Raw genomic sequence first — 20,912 nt, 5'->3', positions numbered from 1 at the left:
TTCACATGGCAACAAAATAGTTTTTTTTGTTCGAAATTAAAGAGGCAAGCAAAGTGAATTTACGTCATTTTCGTATCGGCGCTCGTTTAGGTGTTGGCTTTGGTGTGATACTTGCTGGGCTTATCCTTACTGTTGTCTTAGTAAATATATTCGCATCCAATAGCAGAAATGCCATGATTGAGGGATTGAATACAGCGAGTCAGAAACAAGCATTGGCGAATGCCATGAAAAGTGCGTTATTCGAAGGCGGTATTGCAATGAGAAATATTGGTTTGCAAACCGATGTTGCTGAAATGCAAAAAGAAGATGGGCGAGTTAAAGCGCAGCGCAAGTTATACGATGATGCGAAAAATAAAATTTCTGAGCTAGGACTTGTTGATGATGAAAAGAAAATTCTAGCTGAGGTTTCAAGAATCGATAAGGAAATAGAAAAGCCATTAAAAGATGCGATTGGTCAGGCATTGGCCTTTAATGGCGAAGGTGCTGTGAAAATTATCTCCAGCGTAATTGACCCTTTGAGTTCAAAATCAATTCAAGAAATAAATAAACTAGTGAGTTTTCAAGAGAGTATGTCAAAACAAGTTTTTGACGACTCAAGCGCATCTAGCGCGAGGGTGAATTATTTGTTGTTTAGCGTACTGTTTATAGCATCGCTTATTGGTGTTTTTTTTGCATGGATTATAACTCGAAGTATTACCATTCCTTTGCATGGCGCACTTGAAGTTGCTGAAAAAGTTGCAAGCGGTGATTTATCCGCAGAAGTGATTGTTACTGGACGAGATGAGGTGTCGTTGTTGTTAAATGCACTAAAGGAAATGAATGGGAGTTTGGCTGATACAGTAGGTAAAGTTCGAACAGGGACTGACGCAATTGCTGTTGCATCAAAAGAAATCGCATCTGGTAATTCTGATCTTTCTAGTAGAACAGAGTCACAAGCCAGTTCTTTGGAGGAAACGGCTAGCTCGATGGAAGAGTTGACGTCAACCGTGAAGCAAAATGCCGATAATGCGAGACAAGCTAATCAGTTAGTCGTTTCGGCAACCAGTGTTGCAGTCAAAGGCGGTGCTGTAGTTGGGCAGGTTGTGGATACTATGGCTTCGATTAAAGAAAGCTCACGCAAGATTGTTGATATTATTAGTGTCATTGATGGTATCGCTTTTCAGACTAATATATTAGCTCTAAATGCTGCCGTTGAGGCTGCGCGTGCGGGAGAGCAGGGGCGAGGATTCGCGGTAGTTGCTGCAGAGGTCCGTAATCTTGCTCAGCGCAGTGCTGGCGCGGCTAAAGAGATAAAAATCCTTATTGGAGATTCCGTAGATAAGGTCGATCAAGGTAGTCGATTGGTAGATGATGCTGGTAAAACAATGGATGAGATTGTCACAAGCGTTCAGCATGTTGCTGACATCATGAGTGAAATTTCTGCCGCAAGCCAAGAGCAAAGTGCTGGTATTGAACAAGTCAATTTAGCGATTACACAAATGGACGAGATGACCCAGCAAAATGCCGCATTAGTGGAACAGGCTGCTGCTGCTGCCGAAAGTATGGAGGAGCAAGCATACGAATTGGCAACCGCTGTCAGCGTATTTAAACTTTCAAATGTGCTCAGGCATAGCGGAAACGGCAAGTCTCAAAGACGAGAGCCAGCTATTTCGGCTGTACAACGCAAAATAGCCTTGAAGGCGCCAACGACAGAAAATTTCAAGGTCGGCATGAGAAAAAATAAAACGGCCTCAAGCGAGGCCGCGACTAATTGGGAGGAGTTCTGATTTTAGGCCTCGCTAGCAACCTTGAATATGCGTTTACATTCATTGTTGAGGAGTAGATTTTCTTTGTATTAAGTGGAATTTACTTCTCTAAAAAATAGTGTTTTAGACTGATTTTAAAAAAGTAGCATTGGTCGTAAATTGACATCGATAAGAACATTATTTCAAGGAAATTTTGATGGCCAATTACGCCGAAAAGAGCAAAACTGAGACTACGAAAGAATTCGTCTTTACTGGTAGAGACTTTGATCGTGTCCGAGATTTGATATATAAAAAAGCAGGTATCTCACTTGCAGATAGCAAGCAAGAAATGGTTTATAGTCGTCTGGCTAGACGTCTACGCGCTACCGGCATGAATTCTTTTTCGGTTTATTTGGATACTCTAGAGCGAGAATTGTCCGCAACTGAATGGGAGGCATTCACAAATGCGCTGACCACCAACTTAACGTCTTTTTTCCGTGAAGAACATCATTTCCCTATTCTCGGCGAACATGCGAAGAGTCGCAAAGATTCTGTTAATGTTTGGTGTTCAGCTAGCTCTACAGGTGAGGAGCCTTATTCTATTGCGATGACGCTCTGCGAGGCATTTGGAACTTTAACTCCTCCAGTCCATATAGTTGCTACTGATATTGATACAAATGTATTGGCCACTGCCGCTCAAGGCGTTTATAACATCGACCGATTGGAGAAAATGTCTTCTGAACGAGTTCGGAAATTTTTTTTGAAAGGTAAAGGCGCTCAAGAAGGTATGGCCAGAATTCGTCCGGAACTTCGAAATTTAATCTCATTTAAGCAGCTTAATTTACTTGCGGATAGTTGGCCGGTGAGTGGCGAGTTTGATGCAATATTTTGTCGAAATGTGATGATCTATTTTGATAAACCCACACAGGGCAAAATATTGAAGAAATTTGTTCCTTTGCTGAAGTCAGACGGTTTGCTTTTTGCCGGACACTCTGAGAATTTTTTATACGTCTCTGACGATTTTAAGCTTCGTGGAAAAACTGTTTATGAACTAGCTAGTCTGCATGACATTCGTAGCAAAGCTACGTCGCGCCATTTGAGTAAAGGTTGACCCATGAGCCAATTAAGTGAAGAACATTTCGCGACAAATGTCTACTATGATCGGACATTTGATTGTGATGCCGCTAAAATTTTGCCTGGAGAATTTTACTTTACAGGAAAAGACATGCTCATTGTTACCGTGCTCGGGTCATGTGTTTCCGCATGCATTCGTGATCGAGTTTCTGGCGTCGGGGGCATGAATCATTTTATGCTTCCAGATGGCGGTGCAGATTCGGAAAACCCTGTGTCGGCTTCGATGCGCTACGGAACGTATGCAATGGAAGTGTTGATAAACGAATTGCTGAAGGCTGGTGCAAAACGCGAAAACATGGAGGCAAAGGTTTTTGGTGGTGGTAATGTGTTGCGTGGATTTACGGCAATTAATGTCGGCCAAAGAAATGCACAGTTTGTTCTAGACTATTTGCGAACAGAAAGAATGCGCGTAATTGCCGAGGATTTAAATGATATTTATCCCCGAAAAGTATATTTCTTTCCAAAGACAGGTAAGGTTCTTGTCAAAAAACTCAAAGTCGAACATAACGATACATTGAAAAAACGAGAACTGGATTATGCGAGTCGTCTTAAAACGGCTCCTGTTGGAGGTGACGTTGATTTGTTTTAGACCAGAGTTCCACGATTAAAATTTAGTGCGAGGGTATTTATGAAAATTAAAGTGCTAATCGTTGATGATTCGGCCTTAATTCGCAGTGTTTTGAGTGAAATTATAGGAAGTCAGTCCGATATGGAGGTGGTTGGTGTTGCCCCGGATCCATTGGTCGCACGAGAGTTAATTAAGCAAACAAACCCGGATGTTTTGACGCTTGATGTTGAAATGCCAAAAATGGACGGGTTGGATTTTCTGGAAAAACTTATGCGACTCAGGCCCATGCCCGTTATTATGGTGTCGTCGCTCACGGAGCGTGGCTCGGAAATTACGATGAGGGCATTAGAGCTTGGGGCTGTTGATTTCGTTACTAAGCCGAAACTTTCAATACAAAGTGGAATGCTTGAATATACCGAGTTAATTTGTGAAAAAATTCGTGCAGCATCCAAAGCAAGAATAAAACCTCGCTCGACTTTATCTGCGGATGGGCACTCAGCTCCACTCGGGGCCTTGCCCATGGTGCGAAACCCCTTAACTAGCAGTGAAAAATTAATTATTATTGGCGCATCCACTGGCGGGACGGAAGCAATTAAGAATTTTTTGGTTCAGATGCCATCGGATTGTCCTGGCATTTTGATTACTCAACATATGCCCGAGGGATTCACTCGCTCATTTGCCAAGCGTCTAGATGGACTTTGTAAAATTTCTGTTTGCGAGGCCGCGGGTGGTGAGCGTGTGCTTCCGGGGCATGCCTATATTGCACCTGGACATTCTCATTTATTATTGAGTCGCAGTGGTGCTAACTATATGACGCAACTTGATACCGGCCCACCAGTGAATCGTCATAGACCATCCGTTGATGTTTTGTTCCGTTCCGCAGCGACATGTGCGGGAAAAAATGCCGTTGGGGTAATACTCACCGGTATGGGGAAGGATGGTGCCGTCGGCATGTTGGAAATGAAGAACATGGGCGCATACAATTTTGCCCAAGATGAGGCAACATGTGTAGTATTTGGGATGCCTAGAGAAGCAATTGCAATTGGTGCTACACATGAGGTTGCGCCATTAAACGAACTGCCAGCTAAGGTCTTACAATACCTTGCGCAACACGGTAGTCGTGCTTTACGTGTTTGATATAAACAATTGTATTTTGTTATATGATTTTGGTATCGCTTTGTAATAATATGGCCGATAATGTTCATAACTGTCTTTAAAGAAATAATGGAGTAATTCATGGCTGATCAGAATCTTAAATTTTTAGTGGTAGACGATTTTTCAACGATGCGTCGTATCGTTCGAAATTTACTTAAAGAACTTGGATACTCCAACGTCGACGAAGCTGAAGATGGTGCTTTAGGACTTGCAAAGTTAAAGAGCGGAGATTTCGATTTCGTCATTTCGGATTGGAATATGCCGAATATGGATGGTCTCACCATGCTTCAACATATTCGTGCTGATCCAGCACTCGCGAAACTACCTGTGCTGATGGTGACGGCAGAGGCTAAGAAGGAAAACATTATCGCCGCCGCCCAAGCTGGTGCCAACGGCTATGTGGTTAAGCCATTTACTGCGGCAACTCTGGATGAAAAATTGACGAAAATTTTCGAAAAATTGGGTAAGCCTGCATAACTAATTAGTCAATAGCACAGCGAGTCGAAGAAGAGCGTCAATGTAATATAAATGATTCACATGCCGTTCTTCTGGTGTGTTGGACGTCTCACCCGACTCTTGTACTTTTTCTTACGTAGAGCTAGTAGTTAGTGTCAAAGTTTGAACTGCAACTGAGGCGTCTTTGGTATCAATAATCCCAAGGGAAAGAGGGATAGCTCTCAACCTATTGGCAAAGCTCAAATCTCTCCTGATAAACAAAGAATATTGTCTTTGGTTAAGAGATTGGAATGATTTGATCGATAATCTGGGCTTTTCGGCGCACTACTTGCGATATTTTTCAATTTTCCTATACCTATTCTTAGACTCAATATGAATGAAGTTAATTTCATTGTTAGAGAACCCTTACTTGACCCCAAGCAGCGTGTCATAGGTTTTCAGTTGTCGTGGCAACACCCCGAGCAAGTAACCGAGCTAAGCACGGCAGATTTAAGCTCTTTGATGGAGTTTGTAGCTGAGCAATTGGTCGATGATGATACCGGCTTTCTTTTGGGGGAAAGTGTCTTGTTTCTCGATGCTGTACCAGAATTGTTGGCCGCCGACGGTTTGAAGTTGTTGCCGCCGAAAAATACAGTGCTGCTCTTGTCTAAGCGAGACTTCACTAGCCCCGCAACGCTGGACGCGATTAAAGAATTACGTCAACTTGGGTACGGCATTTGCATGAAAGGCGCCGATTTAAGCACCTTGGAGCGATCTTTTTTCTCGCAAATTTCCCATATAGAAGTGCGATTAGATGCAGGCAATTTTGCCTCGCAGGCGAAAGTTTACGCGGCATTAAAACAGTCAAGTGTCAAAATGGTGTCGCGAAATGCGGCGAGCTGGCAAGATTTTGATGCTTGTGCAGCCTTGGGCTTGGATAGTTTCGTTGGTAAATTGCATTTGATGCCGCGCCCCAATCCAGCGCAAAAAGGTTTGAATTCTGCCCAGACGACCATCTTGCAGTTAATGGAGATGATTAGAAAAAATGCAGATATTCAGCAACTTGAAACGGTGGTAAAGCGCGATGCTGCCTTGGCGTATAAGTTGTTGAGATATATTAATTCGGCTGGTTTTGGTCTTCGGACCGAAGTACAGTCTCTAAAGCATGCGGTAACCATACTTGGCTATAGCCCATTGTATCGCTGGTTGTCTTTGTTGTTGGCAACGGCAAGTACCAGTGGTAATTCTCCAGTATTACTGGAGACTGCCATAGTGCGCGGACGTTTTGCTGAGTTGCTCGGGCAGCCGTTCATGTCGAAAACGGAGGCTGAAAACTTATTTATTGCCGGTATGTTCTCTTTATTGGATAGGTTACTTGGTATACCCATGTCAGAGGTTTTATCTTCTATTCAGTTACCTGAAGCGGTGACGGAAGCCTTAGTGTCTCGTAGTGGGCCATATGGACCTTATCTGGCGCTTGCTGAGGCTTGTGAGCTAAATAGTATGCTGGTCGGTTCATTGGCCGAGTCTCTGCGCATCAGCCCTATTGATGTGAATAAAGCGCATTTGTCGGCACTAGTTTGGGCAAAAAATATCGCAAATCTTTAATAAAAAAACCTAGCCTGAAGCTAGGTTTTTTTTGGGCCGAATTTTTCTGTTTGCCAATAAATGCTTTGTACAGCATAAAACAACGAAATAAATTCAAAAAATGAACGTAAAAAAGCCGGCTCGAAAGCCGGCTTTTTTATAAGTAAAAAATTACTTAGGAGCTACAGCTGCGCCAACGGAAGCGGCTGCTGCTTCAACTGCAGATGCTGCTGCACCAACAGATGCTGCTGCATCAACTGGAGCTGCAACTGGAGCTGCAACTGCTGCTGGAGCAGATGCAGCTGCTTCAACTGCTGCAGGAGCTGCAACAACTGCTGCCTCTTCTTTTTTGCTGCAAGCAGCTAAAGCGATTGCCAACAGGGATACAAGCAGGATTGATTTTTTCATGTTAATGCTTTCAATAAGTAGATCAAAAATAGGATCAAAATTTCAAGATGAATAATTACCGGTAATTATCGCTCTATAGGTCAATTCGATGGCTTAATATCTAATAGATATGACTGCACATACGAAAGTTTCCTAACCCGGAATTATAATGAGTTTTGCAGCAATAGAATAGCACTAGATGCAAATTTCAAGCGCTATCTTTACTTTTAGTTCCCCAAATTATATTTTATTTGGTTTTTTTTAAAAATCTCAATAAAAAAGGTATTTTCAGGAACCCAAAATTTCAATTGATGTCCCTGGTATTAATTCGACTTTATTTCCAGCCAGCCATCTTCATACCACATGCAGAAAGCTTCCAGTACATCATCCGATGCGGCGCTCATATCGCTCGCTTCTAGGTATCTTTGATTGGCAAGTTTGCATAAGCTTAATTTATCTTCCTTGCCGGCAGCAAAAGACTCTCCATTGATGAAGACATGCTTTCCTTTGTAGAGCATTTGTGTTTTGAGTGAAAGAGCTACGCCATTTTTTAATGCGGAGGTCGCAAAGCGTTTCGGCGTCAATGGCTTAGCTGGCGAGTTAAAAAATACACTGGCTTTGGGATCGGTGAGGTATTCGCCTAAAAAAATCGCCATGTCTTCTTCGCTAAAGGTAATTTTCTTGAGTTGCTCTTGTATCGTGCTCAGCATCTCAGCACTGATTTCAGCTGGATGCGTGCTGGCTTTTAGGCTTGGGTCGGCAAAGCGCCCAGGGAGTTCTATCGTGTCCACCATGAAGCCTAAAAAGGCTTCGCCTAACTCTTGGTAAGCGGGGGCCTTAAAACCGATGGAGTAAGTCATGCAATCGCCGATTGCCACGCCGTCATGTGCGTAATGCGGTGGTAAATACAGCATATCGCCAGGCTCAAGTACGAACTCTTGTTCCGCTTGGAAGTTGCGCAGAATTTTTAAAGGCATACCCTCTATGATGGAGAGGTCTTTTTGCGCACTGATCTTCCAGCGCCTTTGGCCATGCGCTTGCAGCAAGAACACATCGTAAGAATCAAAATGAGGACCGACACCGCCGCCATCCTTGGCAAAACTGATCATTAGATCATCTAATCTGGCGTCGGGGATAAATCGAAATTGTCGCAATAATGCGTCGGCCGCACGATCATGCAAATTCACGCCTTGCACCAGTAAGGTCCAATCTTTTTTTTCTTTTACCGGTAGCGCAGCATGTGGGCCATTCTTCATTTCCCAATGTTGTTTGAAGAAGGTGATGAGACGTGATTCAACCTCATCGCGTCCGGCCAGTTCGAACAATTGTTCTGGGCTTAAGATTGGCGAGAAATTGGGAATTGCCTGACGTATCAACAGCGGCTTTTTGTGCCAGTATTCGCTAAAAAACTGCTCGGGTGTCAGGCCGCCTAAAAGCGGCAATGTGGCTGTGGATTTTTTCATATTTGCAATGTAGGGCTTCTAGTAGGGGCGCAAACTGTATAATTCGTCTGCGAACTAATTTTTAAGGACTTAGCATGAAAATCGTTAAAAACACGGTAGTTTCCGTGCATTATAAACTGTCAGATGCCCAAGACAATCTGATCGAAGATGGCCAGGACCCTATGGTCTATCTGCATGGTGGTTACGAAAACACTTTGCCGAAAATCGAAGAAGCGCTGGAGGGTAAAGAGGCTGGCTACAAAGTGACAATACAGGTAGAACCGGAAGACGCTTTTGGCGAATATGATGCTGAGTTAGTCAAAGTCGAGCCGCGTAATCGTCTGCCTACACCTCTAGAGGTTGGTATGCAGTTTGAAGGTATGCCCGATGGCGACGATGACGACGAAGGCATCTTGTTTACGGTCACTGATATCGCCGACGATAAGGTTGTGCTCGATGGCAACCATCCACTGGCGGGTATTTCATTGCGCTTTACTTTGGATGTGTTTGATGTCCGTGCAGCCACTGAAGAAGAAATGGCGCACGGCCATGTGCATGGTGCGCACGGGCATGCGCACGATGATGACGAAGATGAGGACGATACAGGTAGCGAGTATCGTAGTCACCCTTTGCACTAATCTGCACTAATCAGTAAGCCATAAAAAAACCGCAAGCATTGCGGTTTTTTTATATCGATCAAAGTCTGGGGCTAATCCCAGATCCTGAAAACGCCCTATGCTGCGGCGCATATTCCATGCGGGCTGCAGGCCGGCATGGCTGCAAACCCGCACCGGATATGCGCGTTGAGCCTATGCCTAAAAAATATTTCAGCTTGCTTAGCTTAGTTGGTTTTTACAGAGTTTTTGCCAGGCTCTTCAATTGATACAAAGCCTCTAAGGCTTCTCGCGGCGACAGTGAGTCCGGATCAATCGCATCGATCGCTAGCAGTAATGGCGACTCTGCCGGGGTAATCGGGAGATCCTCGATTTCTGGCACCACGTTATTACCGGAGAAAAGATCAAATTGTGGTGTGCTCTGCAAAGAGTGCGCTTCCAGATCGGCCAAATGCTTGCGCGCCGAACGGATTACGGGTTGCGGTATGCCTGCCAGTTGCGCCACTTGCAAACCATAGCTTTGCGATGCTGGCCCAGCCTGTACCGCATGCAAAAAGACGATATTCTCTTTATGCTCAATCGCGGATAAATGCACATTCTCGGCGCTGGGGTGCAGGTCCGGCAATTGCGTCAATTCAAAATAATGGGTGGCAAACAGGGTGTAGCTCTTCGACGTCATGATGAGGTGTCTGGCAATCGCCCACGCCAGCGCCAGGCCATCAAAGGTTGAGGTGCCACGTCCTACTTCATCCATCAATACCAAAGACTGCTCGGTGGCGCCATTAAGAATCGCGGCCGACTCGGTCATTTCCACCATAAAGGTAGAGCGGCCACCGGCCAAATCATCGGCTGCACCGATGCGGGTAAAAATTCTATCAATCGGGCCTATTTTTGCCTGCGCCGCTGGGACGTAACTGCCGACATAGGCGAGCAGGGTGATCAAGGCGACCTGACGCATAAAGGTCGATTTACCACCCATGTTGGGGCCAGTAATTAAGAGTAGGCGACGCTCGTTCGAGAGCAGGCAATCGTTAGCGATAAAGCGCTCAATCTGATTTTCTACGACCGGATGACGGCCTTGCTCAATTTGTAGCATGGGTTCGGCCACTAGTTGCGGCGCGCACCAATTGTTTTTGGTCGCGTGTTCAGCCAGGTTCACCAGCGTATCGATCTGTGCGATGGCATGCGCGATTGCTTGTAAACTACTGATGTGCGCAAGCAAGGCGAGCAAGACTTGTTCGTACAAGACCTTCTCACGCACCAGGGCGCGCTCCTGGGCTGACAAGGCCTTATCTTCAAAAGCCTTGAGCTCCGGTGTGATATAGCGTTCGGCGTTCTTCAGTGTCTGGCGGCGCCGGTAATTGTCTGGCACCTTATCGGTTTGACCGTTGGTCACTTCAATATAAAAACCGTGCACTTTATTGTATTCAACCCGCAGATTGCTAATGCCGGTGCGGGCGCGCTCCGAGGTTTCCAGATCAATCAAAAATTGTCCGGCATTTTCAGATAGGGCGCGTAACTCATCCAACTCGGCATCGAAACCGCTCGCAATCACGCCACCGTCGCGCACCATGGTGGCCGGTTGTAGCATCAGACTGCGTTCGAGTAAATCCAAGCACTCGGTTGGCGTGGCTAAGTTCGCCAATATCTGGGTCAGTACCGTGGTGTGGCTGTCCTGCACGCACATGGCCACGTACGAGCGTATGCTGGGCAGGTGCTGCAGACCCTCACGTAAGCCTGCCAGATCGCGTGGGCGAGCCGATTGCAGCGCGATGCGAGTGGTAATGCGTTCTATGTCTGGCACAGCACTTAAAGTCGTTGAGAGACCCGCGCTAGAGTCACCCTGTATCAATGCCGCTATCGCATCATGCCGTGCACGCGCAATGCTTTGGTCGCGCCGGGCGTGATGCAGCCAATGGCGCAGCAGGCGCGAGCCCATCGCGGTGCGGCAATGATCCAGCAATGAAAACAGGGTGGGGGACTCTTGCCCGCGCAGGGTTTCAGTCAGCTCGAGATTACGGCGGGTGGCGCTGTCTAAACCAATGAAATCATGCTCGGCCTCGACCGTCAAGGTATTCACGTGCTTTAAACCACGGCCCTGGGTCGATTCTGCATAACGCAACAAGGCACCTGCAGCACCTAAGGCTGAACTTAAGTTTTCTACGCCAAAACCAGTTAACGAGGCGGTGGCCATTTGTTCTTGCAAGGTTTTTTGCCCCTGTTTGACATCAAAATGCCAGTCGGGTACTTCAGAAAATTTCCCCGGTAAGAGAGCCTGATGCTGCTCTAATAAAAGCGTGCCAGCCGAGAGTAAAATTTCGGCCGGAGAAATTCTCTCTAGTTCCTGCAACAGACGCTGAGGTAATGCTTTTTCGTCGGTAATAAATTCCATCAACTTGAGCGCGCCACTGGCAAGAGAGAGCCAGGCCAGGCCCACCGTGACTGTTTTGCGTTGCTGCATCATGCAGAGTGAAAGCAGCGGGCGCTCGGACTTGGCTGGCAACAGATCGGTATCGGTTAGCGTGCCGGGTGTAATCACGCGCATGACTTTACGCTCGACCGGTCCTTTGCTGGTGGCAGGATCACCAATCTGCTCACAAATAGCCGCCGATTCGCCTATCTTCACCAACTTGGCCAGATACGGTTCCAGCGAATGGAAGGGGATGCCCGCCATTTTAATCGGCTCGCCATTGGAGGTGCCGCGCTGGGTCAGTGTGATACCCAGCAAACGTGAGACTTTCTCGGCATCGCCAAAAAACAATTCATAAAAATCGCCCATGCGATAGAACACCAGAGTGTCGGGATGATCGGCCTTAATACGTAAATATTGCTGCATCATCGGCGTGTGATTTGCTTGCTTGGAATTGTCGGACATGGAGTAGTGTGAAGTAAGTGCAGGGAGGGTTCTGATCATCGACGAGTTACGCACGCAGTGCGCCTGAAAAGCCAGATAAAACGTCGAATTTTTTCAGATTGCCATAGTGGCGCGAGTTTACCAGATTGTGAGGCGAGCGCAGTAAGAAAGATCGTCTGGCGGTTGCGGCTAGGCGTTTGACACTTAGTTATAGCTGCCTTGTGATCGCCCTGTGTAGACGTGGAAAAGATCGGCGCACAGAAAAATTTTATCTAATATGTTATCCAATATGCCTAGGGCGCGTGCGTTGGCGCTGCTTGTCGGTTGAAATTGAGAGCGTGACTGTATTTCGCAATTCAAAAACGCTCAAAAAAATAACCTGGCCCAGCCGTGCATATTCTGTTCGCGCATATTCCATGCGCCTTTCCAAGCACATGGCGCCAGCAGGCGCGTAAACACTGGGTGTTGGCGGGGGAGGTATTTCTATTTCGAGATAAGCGTTACTGTTCAGCCAGCGATGAAAACTCCCTCGCCCGCTGGAGGGAGAGGGCCGGGGGCGGAACAGGAAATTTGGATGGCATGCCATCCACCTGCGTAGCAATATTCGCTCATAAGCGAATATGCGCCCTGCAAGGGAGGGTGATTGAGCAAGGCTTGCGTTCAAATAACTGATGCGCTTAGCACTATGAAGTATCAAACATTGTGCAAATTTGAACTACCCTCATCCCAACCCTTCTCCCGCGAGCGGGAGAAGGGCTTGTATAGCAGGCTGAACAGTTACCGATAAGCATGGCTTTATTCGTGAAATCCTTACGCTTATTTTTTGTTTTTTCGCGTTTTATAACCGAATTTCCGCGCTTGGTCAAAATTGGCTTAACAGTGCGGGCGTGAAAAGCTATGCTGTGCGTATGAAAAATATCTTCGCATCCCAAACAAAAATTTTCCGCCTCTTGGCAGGTCTCAGCTGGAGGAAGTTCGGGTTTTCTCTAGTCTTAGTGAGTATTGCCGCGCTGATTGTTAACCCCTATTTTTCTGATGACTTTAGCTTTGTCGATATTTGGATGCGACTGGCGGTTCCTGGTTGTTTTATGTTTGTCACCTATATCGTCACAGGTAATATTCAGTTTACGCGTTGGAAATTGTATGACGTGCGTATTGTGGCTTTGGTGATCAGTGCTTTTCTGGGGACTATCTTTGGCGGACTCTTGCTGGGGCGCTCTTTGCAGCAGTTATTCACCACCGGGTCCATGTTGGCCGGTATTTTTGTGGTCACTACCGGTGGGATCTTAGTGGGTGTGATCGCGACTATGTTTCTGCATCTGCGTGAGCGCGAGGTGCGCTCTCAACTTGATCTGGCCGAGTCTGAAACCCGTCGTTTGCAGTTAGAAAAAAATGCTCTGAGTTCACATTTGCAGATCTTGAAGGCGCAGATAGAGCCGCATTTTTTGTTTAATACACTGGCCAACGTTCAGTATTTAGTGGAGTACGATGCCGCTGCGGCATCGACTATGTTGGCCAACTTAATCCGTTATCTGCGCGCCGCCTTACCGGAAATGCGGGCAGAACAAACCACGCTGGCCAAAGAAGTTGATATGAGCATGGCCTACCTTGCGATTTTGCAGGTGCGCATGGGCAAGCGCCTATCGTATCAGATCGATATTCCTAAAGATTTAGAGAGCATGGCTTTTCCACCTTTGATGCTAATGACGCTGGTCGAGAATGCGATTAAACATGGAGTTGATCCAGGTTGCCAGGAGGGTTGGATCTGGATCACTGCGCAACATAGTGACCTAGGTGTAGCGATCACGGTGCGCGACAATGGCCCAGGCATGACGCTCAGTAGTGGCGGTGGCGTTGGACTCAAAAATATTCGTGAGCGTTTGCAGGCGATGTACGGTGGCAGCGCATCACTGATACTTTCTGAGCCTGAAACTGGCGGTTTTATGGCGACACTGCAGTTGCCGCGTTTAGCAGAAACACCGGGAGAATAATATGCCTACTGCCATGATTGCAGATGATGAAGCTTTATTGCGGCATCATTTAAAGGCCAAGCTGGCGCTGTTGTGGCCCGAACTAGAGATTATCATGGAGGCCGAGCATGGCCTGCATGCACAAGAATTGATTTCTGCCGCTGGCGACAATTTGCCCGATGTGGTGTTCCTTGATATTCATATGCCGGGCATGACAGGCTTGGAAGTGGCAAGACTGATCGGTAAACGTGCCCATATCGCGTTTATTACCGCCTTTAATCAATATGCGATCGAAGCTTTTGAGCGTGGTGCGATCGACTATCTGCTCAAACCATTTGAAAATGCGCGTTTAAGCGAAACGATACTGCGCTTAAAAGAGCGCATGCAAAGCCCGGTAACCGTGCCTGCGACTGTCGGGCTCGAGTCTATGTTAAGCGATTTGAGTAAGGTCTTGAAGCTCAATGCACCTAGTTATTTGCAATGGATTAAAGCCAGTGTCGGCAATACGGTAAGGCTGATACCTATCGACGAAGTGCTGTATTTTCATTCGGACGAAAAATATACCTGCGTGACCATGGCTGATGGCGAAGCTTTGGTGCGCAAACCTATCAAAGAATTACTTTTGGAGTTGGATCCCGCCCATTTTTGGCAAATTCATCGTTCCACTATCGTCAATGCGCGTGCCGTGCTTGGGGTGGTGCGTGGTGAACGGGATCAGGCTGATCTCTTACTCAAAGGTCGCAGTGAGACCCTGACCGTGAGCCGCAACTACATCCATCTGTTCCGGCAAATGTAGCTAACTACCAATAAAAAATGGGCGCTTCGAAGATCGAAAGCGCCCATTTCTATTGATGCTGATGTTAACTTATGCGCCGCCGCGTCCACCGGAACGACGTGGTGTACTTTGCTTGACCACTGGTTTGGCTGAAGTGCGTGCTGGACCGCCTTCGCGTGATGCGCCTACCGGGCGTGCCTGGCGATTGCCGGCACGATTGCCGCCACCACCACCGCCACCACCACCACTGCGGCCTTGACCTTGTCCCTGACCTTGGAAACTACGCAATTGTATAGGTTGCGCTTTGGCGTGAGGATCAGGAATGAAACCATCGATGATTTCTTGTGGTAGCTGACGCTTGATCAGTTTCTCGATGTCGGCAAGTAGCTTGAATTCATCCACGCAGACCAGAGAAACCGCCTCGCCAGTTGCACCAGCGCGACCAGTACGGCCGATACGGTGTACATAATCTTCCGGAACGTTGGGCAAATCGTAGTTCACGACGTGCGGCAATTGATCAATATCGATACCGCGCGCAGCGATGTCGGTGGCAACCAGGACCGTCAGGCTGCCGTCTTTGAATTCGGCCAGCGCCTTGGTGCGTGCCGACTGGCTCTTGTTGCCGTGGATCGCCATACTGTTAATGCCACCGGCGATCAATTGCTCTACGAGCTTATTGGCACCGTGTTTGGTACGGGTAAATACCAAAACTTGAACCCAGTTGTAGGTCTTGATCAGATGCGCCAATAAAGGGTGCTTCTTGTCACGGTCTACCGGATGTATTTTTTGAGCAATGACTTCGACGGTGGAGTTGCGACGCGCCACTTCTATCATTGCCGGATTATCCAGCAGTCGATCGGCGAGAGTCTTGATCTCATCTGAAAAAGTCGCAGAGAACAGCAGGTTCTGGCGCTTAGGCGGCAAGATTGCCAGGACTTTTTTTATGTCGTGGATGAAGCCCATGTCTAACATGCGATCGGCTTCGTCCAGGATTAAAATTTCGACGTGGCTAAGATCTATCGTGCCTTGCTGCTTGTGATCCAATAAACGACCCGGCGTTGCGACCAAAATATCGACGCCAGTCTTGAGTAATTTAATTTGTGGATTGATACCGACACCGCCGAAAATAACACCGGAATTAAGGTTGGTGTATTTACCGTAAGTGCTGACGCTTTCTTCTACCTGTGCCGCCAGTTCGCGTGTCGGTGTCAGGACCAAGGCACGGATAGGGCGGCGATCGGTTTTGTTTTTTGGTGCGTTCGGACCTTTGTGCAAGCGCTCTAGGATAGGCAGCGTGAAGCCTGCGGTTTTTCCGGTGCCGGTCTGCGCGCCAGCCAGTAAATCCCCGCCTTTAATCACTGCAGGAATCGCCTGCATTTGTATCGGCGTAGGGGTGGTGTAACCATGATCGCTGACTGCGCGAACGATGCACTCGGATAAGCCAAGTTCTGAAAATGTGGTCATGCTAATTTCTTGAAAAAACAAACAGTCGGAGCGGATGCCCGATATGTAAGAGTAAAACAATATATGAACTGCTGAGCTGCTGTTCTGGCCAAGAGGCTGGCACAGAAACAGAGGTTAGCTCATTAAAATCACTGTTGATCGCGGCGTGTTACTTGGCGCTAGCACTAGTGATAGGCTGAAAAGTATTCAACATTTGCGAGAAAATCTTTGGTGTGCCAGCCAGCACGTCACCTTTGTGCAGGTAATCAGATTCACCCGAGAAGTTGGTGATGATGCCACCGGCTTCGGTAATCAATAAGGAGCCTGCAGCTATATCCCAAGGTGCCAGACCTTTTTCAAAGAAACCATCCAGACGGCCCATGGCGACATAGGCTAAATCTAAAGCCGCAGCGCCTGCTCTTCTGAGTCCCTGAGTTTTTACTGTCATGGCTTTGAACATTTCCATGTATTCGTTCAAGCCAGATAAATCGCGCGATGGGAAGCCTGTGCCTATCAAGGCATCAGCCAGTTTGTCGCAACGGGTCACGCGGATACGTTTGTCATTGAGGAAGGCGCCGGCACCTTTGCTAGCAGTAAACATTTCATTGCGGGTAGGGTCGTAAATCACTGCTTGTGTGATAATGCCACGCTGTTGCAAGGCAATGGAAACGCAATACTGGGGGAAACCGTGGATGAAGTTGGTGGTGCCGTCTAGAGGATCAATGATCCAGACGTTGTCGTTGTCATCATGTAAATTGGCGGAAGCCCCAGATTCTTCTGCCAAGATCGCGTGATCAGGATAGGCAGTCTTCAATACTTCTATGATGGCCGCTTCAGCCAAGCGATCAACGTCAGTGACGAAATCGTTATATTGCTTTTCAGTGACTTGAACGCGATCGAGATCGAAAGAGGCACGACTGATGACAGTTGCGCCACGGCGAGCGGCTTTAATAGCCGTATTGAGCATAGGATGCATAGGGGTTTCCGTTAAAATGGCGAAATCCCAAGCCCTCACATCGGCTAAGATGATGAGAAATCGGGGTTCGCACAAAAATTGAATTAAAGAGCACCGCGTAAATAACTCAAAAACTAACAAGGAATCACGCGTAATTGCGCTATTTTAAATGAACTTGCCCCAAACTGACACATCTCTTTTTAAACGCCTGCGTTTCGTACTTGTAGGAACTAGTCATCCCGGCAACATAGGCGCTGTCGCCAGAGCAATAAAAACCATGGGTTTTTCGGAATTAGTCTTGCTCAATCCGCGTTTTCCAGATGCCTTAACCAACGCGGAGGCGATTGCCTTCGCCAGCGGCGCGCAGGATATTTTGGCATCGGCAAAAATCGTGAACACGATAGAGGAGGCTTTGCAGGGTTGTCATTATGTGGCTGCGGTCAGTGCTAGACTGCGTGAATTCTCCCCACCGATACTCGATCCAAGGGCGTTTGCGCAGCATGTATCAAGCAATCTTCATGAACCGGTTGCCTTAGTGTTTGGCAATGAACGTTATGGCTTGCCCAATGAGATCGTGGTCAATTGCAATGCCCTGATCAATATTCCCGCCAATCCAGAATATTCATCCTTGAATCTGGCGCAAGCCGTGCAGTTACTCGCCTATGAATCTCGGCTTGCCGGCTTGAGTGACAGTGCAAGCGCAGTCAGCGAGATCGGCTTCCAGGGAAGTCCCGCTTCTGCGGTCGAGATTGATGGAATGTATACACATTTAGAACAGGCACTGGTGGCAATAGATTTTTTAAATCCAGCTAGCCCGAAAAAGCTAATGCCACGCTTAAAACGTTTATTTTCGCGTACCCAGTTAGAAACCGAAGAGGTGAATATACTCAGAGGTATCGCAAAAAAAATTCTTGATGTAAAAAAATAAAGCTGACAATTGCTTTCGCATTAAATTATTGCTGCAATTAAATTAGACTAAAATATCAAAACTGCCCTTGATGGCAACATCAAGTGTTGCCAAATTTGTTAAATTGTTTCAAATTTTCATGCATTCAGCCCTTTTTAAGGGCTTTTTCTTTTGCCTTTGTTATAAAGTAAGTATCATTGCGATAGCTGTAAGCTTTCATTGTGACAGCGTTTTTGGTTGGTAATTATTGAGGTCGCTATCATATTTTTTAAATTTTTAAAGCCTTGCCTGTCTTGTCTTGTAACGGGATTTATAGCCTTAGGCTCAGTTTTTTCAGCCCATGCGCTGGGCTTGGGGGAATTGCGCGTGCAATCTGGCCTGGGCCAGCCGTTTAAAGGCCAAATTGGTCTGATAGGCTCTGACAATGGCGATCTAACTCAGCACTGTATCAAAGTTAAATTCGAGACCACTGAGGGCAGCATGATCGCCCCGGCGCAAGTGTCGGTACTGCAATCGGGGCAGGCAAGATCTATTTTATTACTTTCCAGACAGGCTATACCTGAGCCTGTGGTTAAAGTGGTAGTCGATATCGTCTGCGAGACGCAATTGCATAGAGAGTTCTTGATACTTTTGGATCCTCCTCAATTTCTCTCAAATCAAGAAAATACTTCCCCAGTTTTATTGCCGCAAGTAGGTGCGCGAATCGCTGCGCCGGGATTGCCGGATGCGACTTCTTCCCAATTGGACGGCAGCAAGAAAGTAAAGCGCAGTAAAAACACTGCTGGTAATTTGCCAGGTAAAGATCCGATTTCGATTCAAACTCCACCGCAAAAAAATCTGGCTGAGGCGCTACCACCGCTTAAATCAAAGTCAAAAAAGCCGGCTAGTGCTCCCGTCGATCTATTAAAACTGTCGGATGATAGTTTTCAGCCACAACAAGGACTTAAGCTCAGTAATACGCTTTCGTCTTCGGTAGAGCTAAAGTTAGTTGAAAATATGGTGGAGCTGCGGGCTGCTCAGGTACGTATGGCGGCCATTTTACGAGATGAAGAGCCTACCCAAAAAGACTATCTAGAGCGCTCAGCAGCTAGAGATAAATTGCAAGCGTTACAAATTGAAACTGCTCAATTAAAACAGCAAAGTCTTAAGAATAAACGCGAGCTCGACGAAATCCGGGAGAGTAGTTACTCCAGAAACTGGATCGTTGGTCTGCTTGCCTTCGCACTGCTCGCTCTGATGGCGGCAGTGATGCTCTGGGTCTATCTAAGACGGATACAAAAAGCCAAGGATGTTTCCTGGTGGGAGTTGGCGCGTGAGGGTAAGGACATGGATAGGCGTAAGAACCTGGAGGAGATTGTTGACCATATCCAGGCATCCTATGAACCGGATCCAAATAATCCGCAGGCCTCGTTTGAGAATTATCATTTTGAGGACGATAAAAGCCCGCAGTCCAGCGATACAGGCGCAAGTGCAAGCGCAAGCGCTGCTGCGAGCGGCAGCAATGAGACTGAGGCGTTTTTTCATTCCGAGCAAAAACCGCCACGTCCATTGACGCTGGAAGAAACCAATAGCAGCGTATTTAATTTTTTCGCGCCGATTGGTAACTCGGTCAATGTCGAGGAAATTTCAGATGTCACCCAAGAGGCCGAGTTTTGGATGTCGGTCAACGATCCGCAAAGGGCGATAGAGATACTTGAGCCACAATCGAACACGGATCATCCGGATTCGCCGGTGCCTTGGCTGTATTTGCTCGATCTGTATGGCATCGTCAAGGACCAGAATAAATACGATCTTTTAAGAGCGCGTTTTGTTGCAAACTTCAATGCAAATATTCCTGAGTTCTCAACTGAAGTTGATAGCGAAAGTATTTCTTTACTTGAGAATTTTCCTCACTTAATAGCGCGCATTTGCAGTCTTTGGAATAGCAGTGAGATTATCCCGTTCTTGCAGTCTTTGCTGATCGACGACCGGGATGGGAAACGCGCTGGCTTCGAGTTGCCGGTGTATCGAGATATACTTTTGTTGATCTCGATTGCGCATGAATTGGAGCGCGTGAATGCGATTGAAGGGATGGCCGCAGGCGCAAAAAATCCGTTTGCGCATCATCCTGGAGCAGATGCTAGCATTGAGCAGCCTGCTAAAGAGGATTTGGGGATGATCGATTTTGAAGTCATCGATTTTCCTAAAGATAGTACGCCAAAAAAATAAGCCCCCTAAAAAATAGTAAGCCTTAAACTTTACCCGGTTAGCGAGAATAATTATGATCAAACTCTGTGGTTTTGCGGTAAGTAATTATTACAATAAAGTTAAACTAGCGCTCATAGAGAAAGAAATTGCATTTGAAGAGGTTTTAGTTTGGACAGGCAATTCACCCGAGCTATTAGCCCATTCTCCACTAGGGAAAATTCCCTATATTCAAACCGAGCACGGTAGTCTGTGCGAATCGCAAGTTATTCTTGATTATCTCGAAGAACAGTTTCCAGCGCGCTCTCTTTTGCCGAAAGACGCCTATGCAGCGGCTAAAAACCGTGAGTTACTGGTGTTTTTAGAATTGCACTTAGAGTTGGTCGCCAGGGACTTATATGCCGAGGCATTTTTCGGTGGAACTGTGAGCGACGATGTGAAGCAAAAAGTTGAGAAGCGCTTGAGCAAAAATATCTCGGCGTTTAGCCAATTGGCAAAATTTTCACCGTATGTGGCAGGCGAGGTTTTTAGTATGGCTGATTGCGCTGCCGCTGTGCATTTGCCTTTGATTTCTATGGCGACTAAGGCGATTTACGGGCGTGATTTTCTGGCCGATTTACCGCTGAAAGACTATGTGGCGTTGATGGCGGAAAGACCTTCCATGCAGCGGGTTAACGCGGATAAAAAAGAAAATTTTGCCTTGATGATGCAGCATTTAAAGCCAGCTTAAATCTGATAACCACATAAAAAAATCCCAGATGCGTTCTGGGATTTTTTT

The 20,912-nt window shown here is 46.8% G+C and carries 17 protein-coding genes; 12 read left to right on the top strand and 5 right to left on the bottom strand.

Annotated elements, in window-relative coordinates; translation table 11 throughout:
* Nucleotides 1-53 precede the first annotated feature (53 nt).
* The 6 genes from EJN92_RS00400 to EJN92_RS00375 all read left to right on the top strand — a co-directional run bounded on the left by EJN92_RS00400 (nucleotide 54) and on the right by EJN92_RS00375 (nucleotide 6,624).
* Complete coding sequence (locus EJN92_RS00400) at nucleotides 54-1,766, top strand: methyl-accepting chemotaxis protein (RefSeq protein ID WP_126129683.1); 1,713 nt, start codon at nucleotides 54-56, stop codon at nucleotides 1,764-1,766.
* Nucleotides 1,767-1,941: 175 nt separating this feature from the next.
* Nucleotides 1,942-2,835, top strand: coding sequence for a CheR family methyltransferase (locus EJN92_RS00395; protein WP_126126024.1), 894 nt, complete (start codon nucleotides 1,942-1,944; stop codon nucleotides 2,833-2,835).
* Between the two features lie 3 nt (nucleotides 2,836-2,838).
* Complete coding sequence (gene cheD / locus EJN92_RS00390; protein WP_126126023.1) at nucleotides 2,839-3,447, top strand: chemoreceptor glutamine deamidase CheD; 609 nt, start codon at nucleotides 2,839-2,841, stop codon at nucleotides 3,445-3,447.
* A gap of 39 nt (nucleotides 3,448-3,486) precedes the next feature.
* On the top strand, nucleotides 3,487-4,563 hold the full coding sequence (locus tag EJN92_RS00385; RefSeq protein ID WP_126126022.1) for a protein-glutamate methylesterase/protein-glutamine glutaminase: 1,077 nt from the start codon (nucleotides 3,487-3,489) through the stop codon (nucleotides 4,561-4,563).
* Between the two features lie 99 nt (nucleotides 4,564-4,662).
* On the top strand, nucleotides 4,663-5,058 hold the full coding sequence (gene cheY, locus EJN92_RS00380) for a chemotaxis response regulator CheY (RefSeq protein ID WP_126126021.1): 396 nt from the start codon (nucleotides 4,663-4,665) through the stop codon (nucleotides 5,056-5,058).
* Between the two features lie 351 nt (nucleotides 5,059-5,409).
* Nucleotides 5,410-6,624: an EAL and HDOD domain-containing protein gene (locus EJN92_RS00375; protein WP_126126020.1), complete on the top strand. Its 1,215-nt coding sequence runs from the start codon at nucleotides 5,410-5,412 to the stop codon at nucleotides 6,622-6,624.
* A 150-nt stretch (nucleotides 6,625-6,774) separates the two neighbouring features.
* Here the strand turns inward: EJN92_RS00375 and EJN92_RS00370 are convergent, their stop codons facing one another.
* Together EJN92_RS00370 and EJN92_RS00365 are read right to left on the bottom strand one after the other, a co-directional pair.
* The gene (locus EJN92_RS00370) at nucleotides 6,775-7,011 is read right to left on the bottom strand and encodes a hypothetical protein (RefSeq protein ID WP_126126019.1); all 237 of its coding nucleotides are present in this window, start codon (nucleotides 7,009-7,011) and stop codon (nucleotides 6,775-6,777) included.
* A 302-nt stretch (nucleotides 7,012-7,313) separates the two neighbouring features.
* Nucleotides 7,314-8,453, bottom strand: coding sequence for a cupin domain-containing protein (locus EJN92_RS00365; RefSeq protein WP_126126018.1), 1,140 nt, complete (start codon nucleotides 8,451-8,453; stop codon nucleotides 7,314-7,316).
* Between the two features lie 74 nt (nucleotides 8,454-8,527).
* On the opposite strand from EJN92_RS00365, the gene EJN92_RS00360 reads away from it, so the two are divergent.
* Nucleotides 8,528-9,070 carry an FKBP-type peptidyl-prolyl cis-trans isomerase gene (locus EJN92_RS00360; protein ID WP_126126017.1) on the top strand — a complete coding sequence of 181 codons (543 nt, stop codon included), beginning with the start codon at nucleotides 8,528-8,530 and terminating at the stop codon, nucleotides 9,068-9,070.
* Between the two features lie 214 nt (nucleotides 9,071-9,284).
* On the opposite strand, the gene mutS is transcribed toward EJN92_RS00360, so the two are convergent.
* A complete protein-coding gene (gene mutS / locus EJN92_RS00355) occupies nucleotides 9,285-11,921 on the bottom strand; it encodes a DNA mismatch repair protein MutS (protein ID WP_227869634.1) in 2,637 nt (878 codons plus the stop codon).
* Between the two features lie 887 nt (nucleotides 11,922-12,808).
* On the opposite strand from mutS, the gene EJN92_RS00350 reads away from it, so the two are divergent.
* Nucleotides 12,809-13,891, top strand: a complete 1,083-nt coding sequence (locus tag EJN92_RS00350) for a sensor histidine kinase (RefSeq protein ID WP_126126016.1) — start codon at nucleotides 12,809-12,811, stop codon at nucleotides 13,889-13,891.
* Between the two features lies 1 nt (nucleotide 13,892).
* Complete coding sequence (locus EJN92_RS00345; RefSeq protein ID WP_126126015.1) at nucleotides 13,893-14,666, top strand: LytR/AlgR family response regulator transcription factor; 774 nt, start codon at nucleotides 13,893-13,895, stop codon at nucleotides 14,664-14,666.
* 69 nt (nucleotides 14,667-14,735) lie between these two features.
* On the opposite strand, the gene EJN92_RS00340 is transcribed toward EJN92_RS00345, so the two are convergent.
* A complete protein-coding gene (locus tag EJN92_RS00340) occupies nucleotides 14,736-16,109 on the bottom strand; it encodes a DEAD/DEAH box helicase (protein WP_126126014.1) in 1,374 nt (457 codons plus the stop codon).
* A gap of 148 nt (nucleotides 16,110-16,257) precedes the next feature.
* Nucleotides 16,258-17,064: an inositol monophosphatase family protein gene (locus EJN92_RS00335; RefSeq protein WP_126126013.1), complete on the bottom strand. Its 807-nt coding sequence runs from the start codon at nucleotides 17,062-17,064 to the stop codon at nucleotides 16,258-16,260.
* A gap of 148 nt (nucleotides 17,065-17,212) precedes the next feature.
* On the opposite strand from EJN92_RS00335, the gene EJN92_RS00330 reads away from it, so the two are divergent.
* The 3 genes from EJN92_RS00330 (at nucleotide 17,213) to EJN92_RS00320 (ending at nucleotide 20,864) form a co-directional block, all read left to right on the top strand.
* Nucleotides 17,213-17,971 carry an RNA methyltransferase gene (locus tag EJN92_RS00330; protein ID WP_126126012.1) on the top strand — a complete coding sequence of 253 codons (759 nt, stop codon included), beginning with the start codon at nucleotides 17,213-17,215 and terminating at the stop codon, nucleotides 17,969-17,971.
* 216 nt (nucleotides 17,972-18,187) lie between these two features.
* Nucleotides 18,188-20,158, top strand: coding sequence for a type IV pilus assembly protein FimV (locus tag EJN92_RS00325; RefSeq protein ID WP_456119778.1), 1,971 nt, complete (start codon nucleotides 18,188-18,190; stop codon nucleotides 20,156-20,158).
* A 52-nt stretch (nucleotides 20,159-20,210) separates the two neighbouring features.
* On the top strand, nucleotides 20,211-20,864 hold the full coding sequence (locus EJN92_RS00320) for a glutathione S-transferase (RefSeq protein WP_126126010.1): 654 nt from the start codon (nucleotides 20,211-20,213) through the stop codon (nucleotides 20,862-20,864).
* The last annotated feature ends 48 nt before the right edge of the window (nucleotides 20,865-20,912 follow it).

Origin of the sequence: Undibacterium parvum, assembly GCF_003955735.1 — a bacterium.
GTDB lineage: Bacteria > Pseudomonadota > Gammaproteobacteria > Burkholderiales > Burkholderiaceae_D > Undibacterium > Undibacterium parvum.
This window is presented reverse-complemented; position numbering and strand designations above follow the sequence as displayed.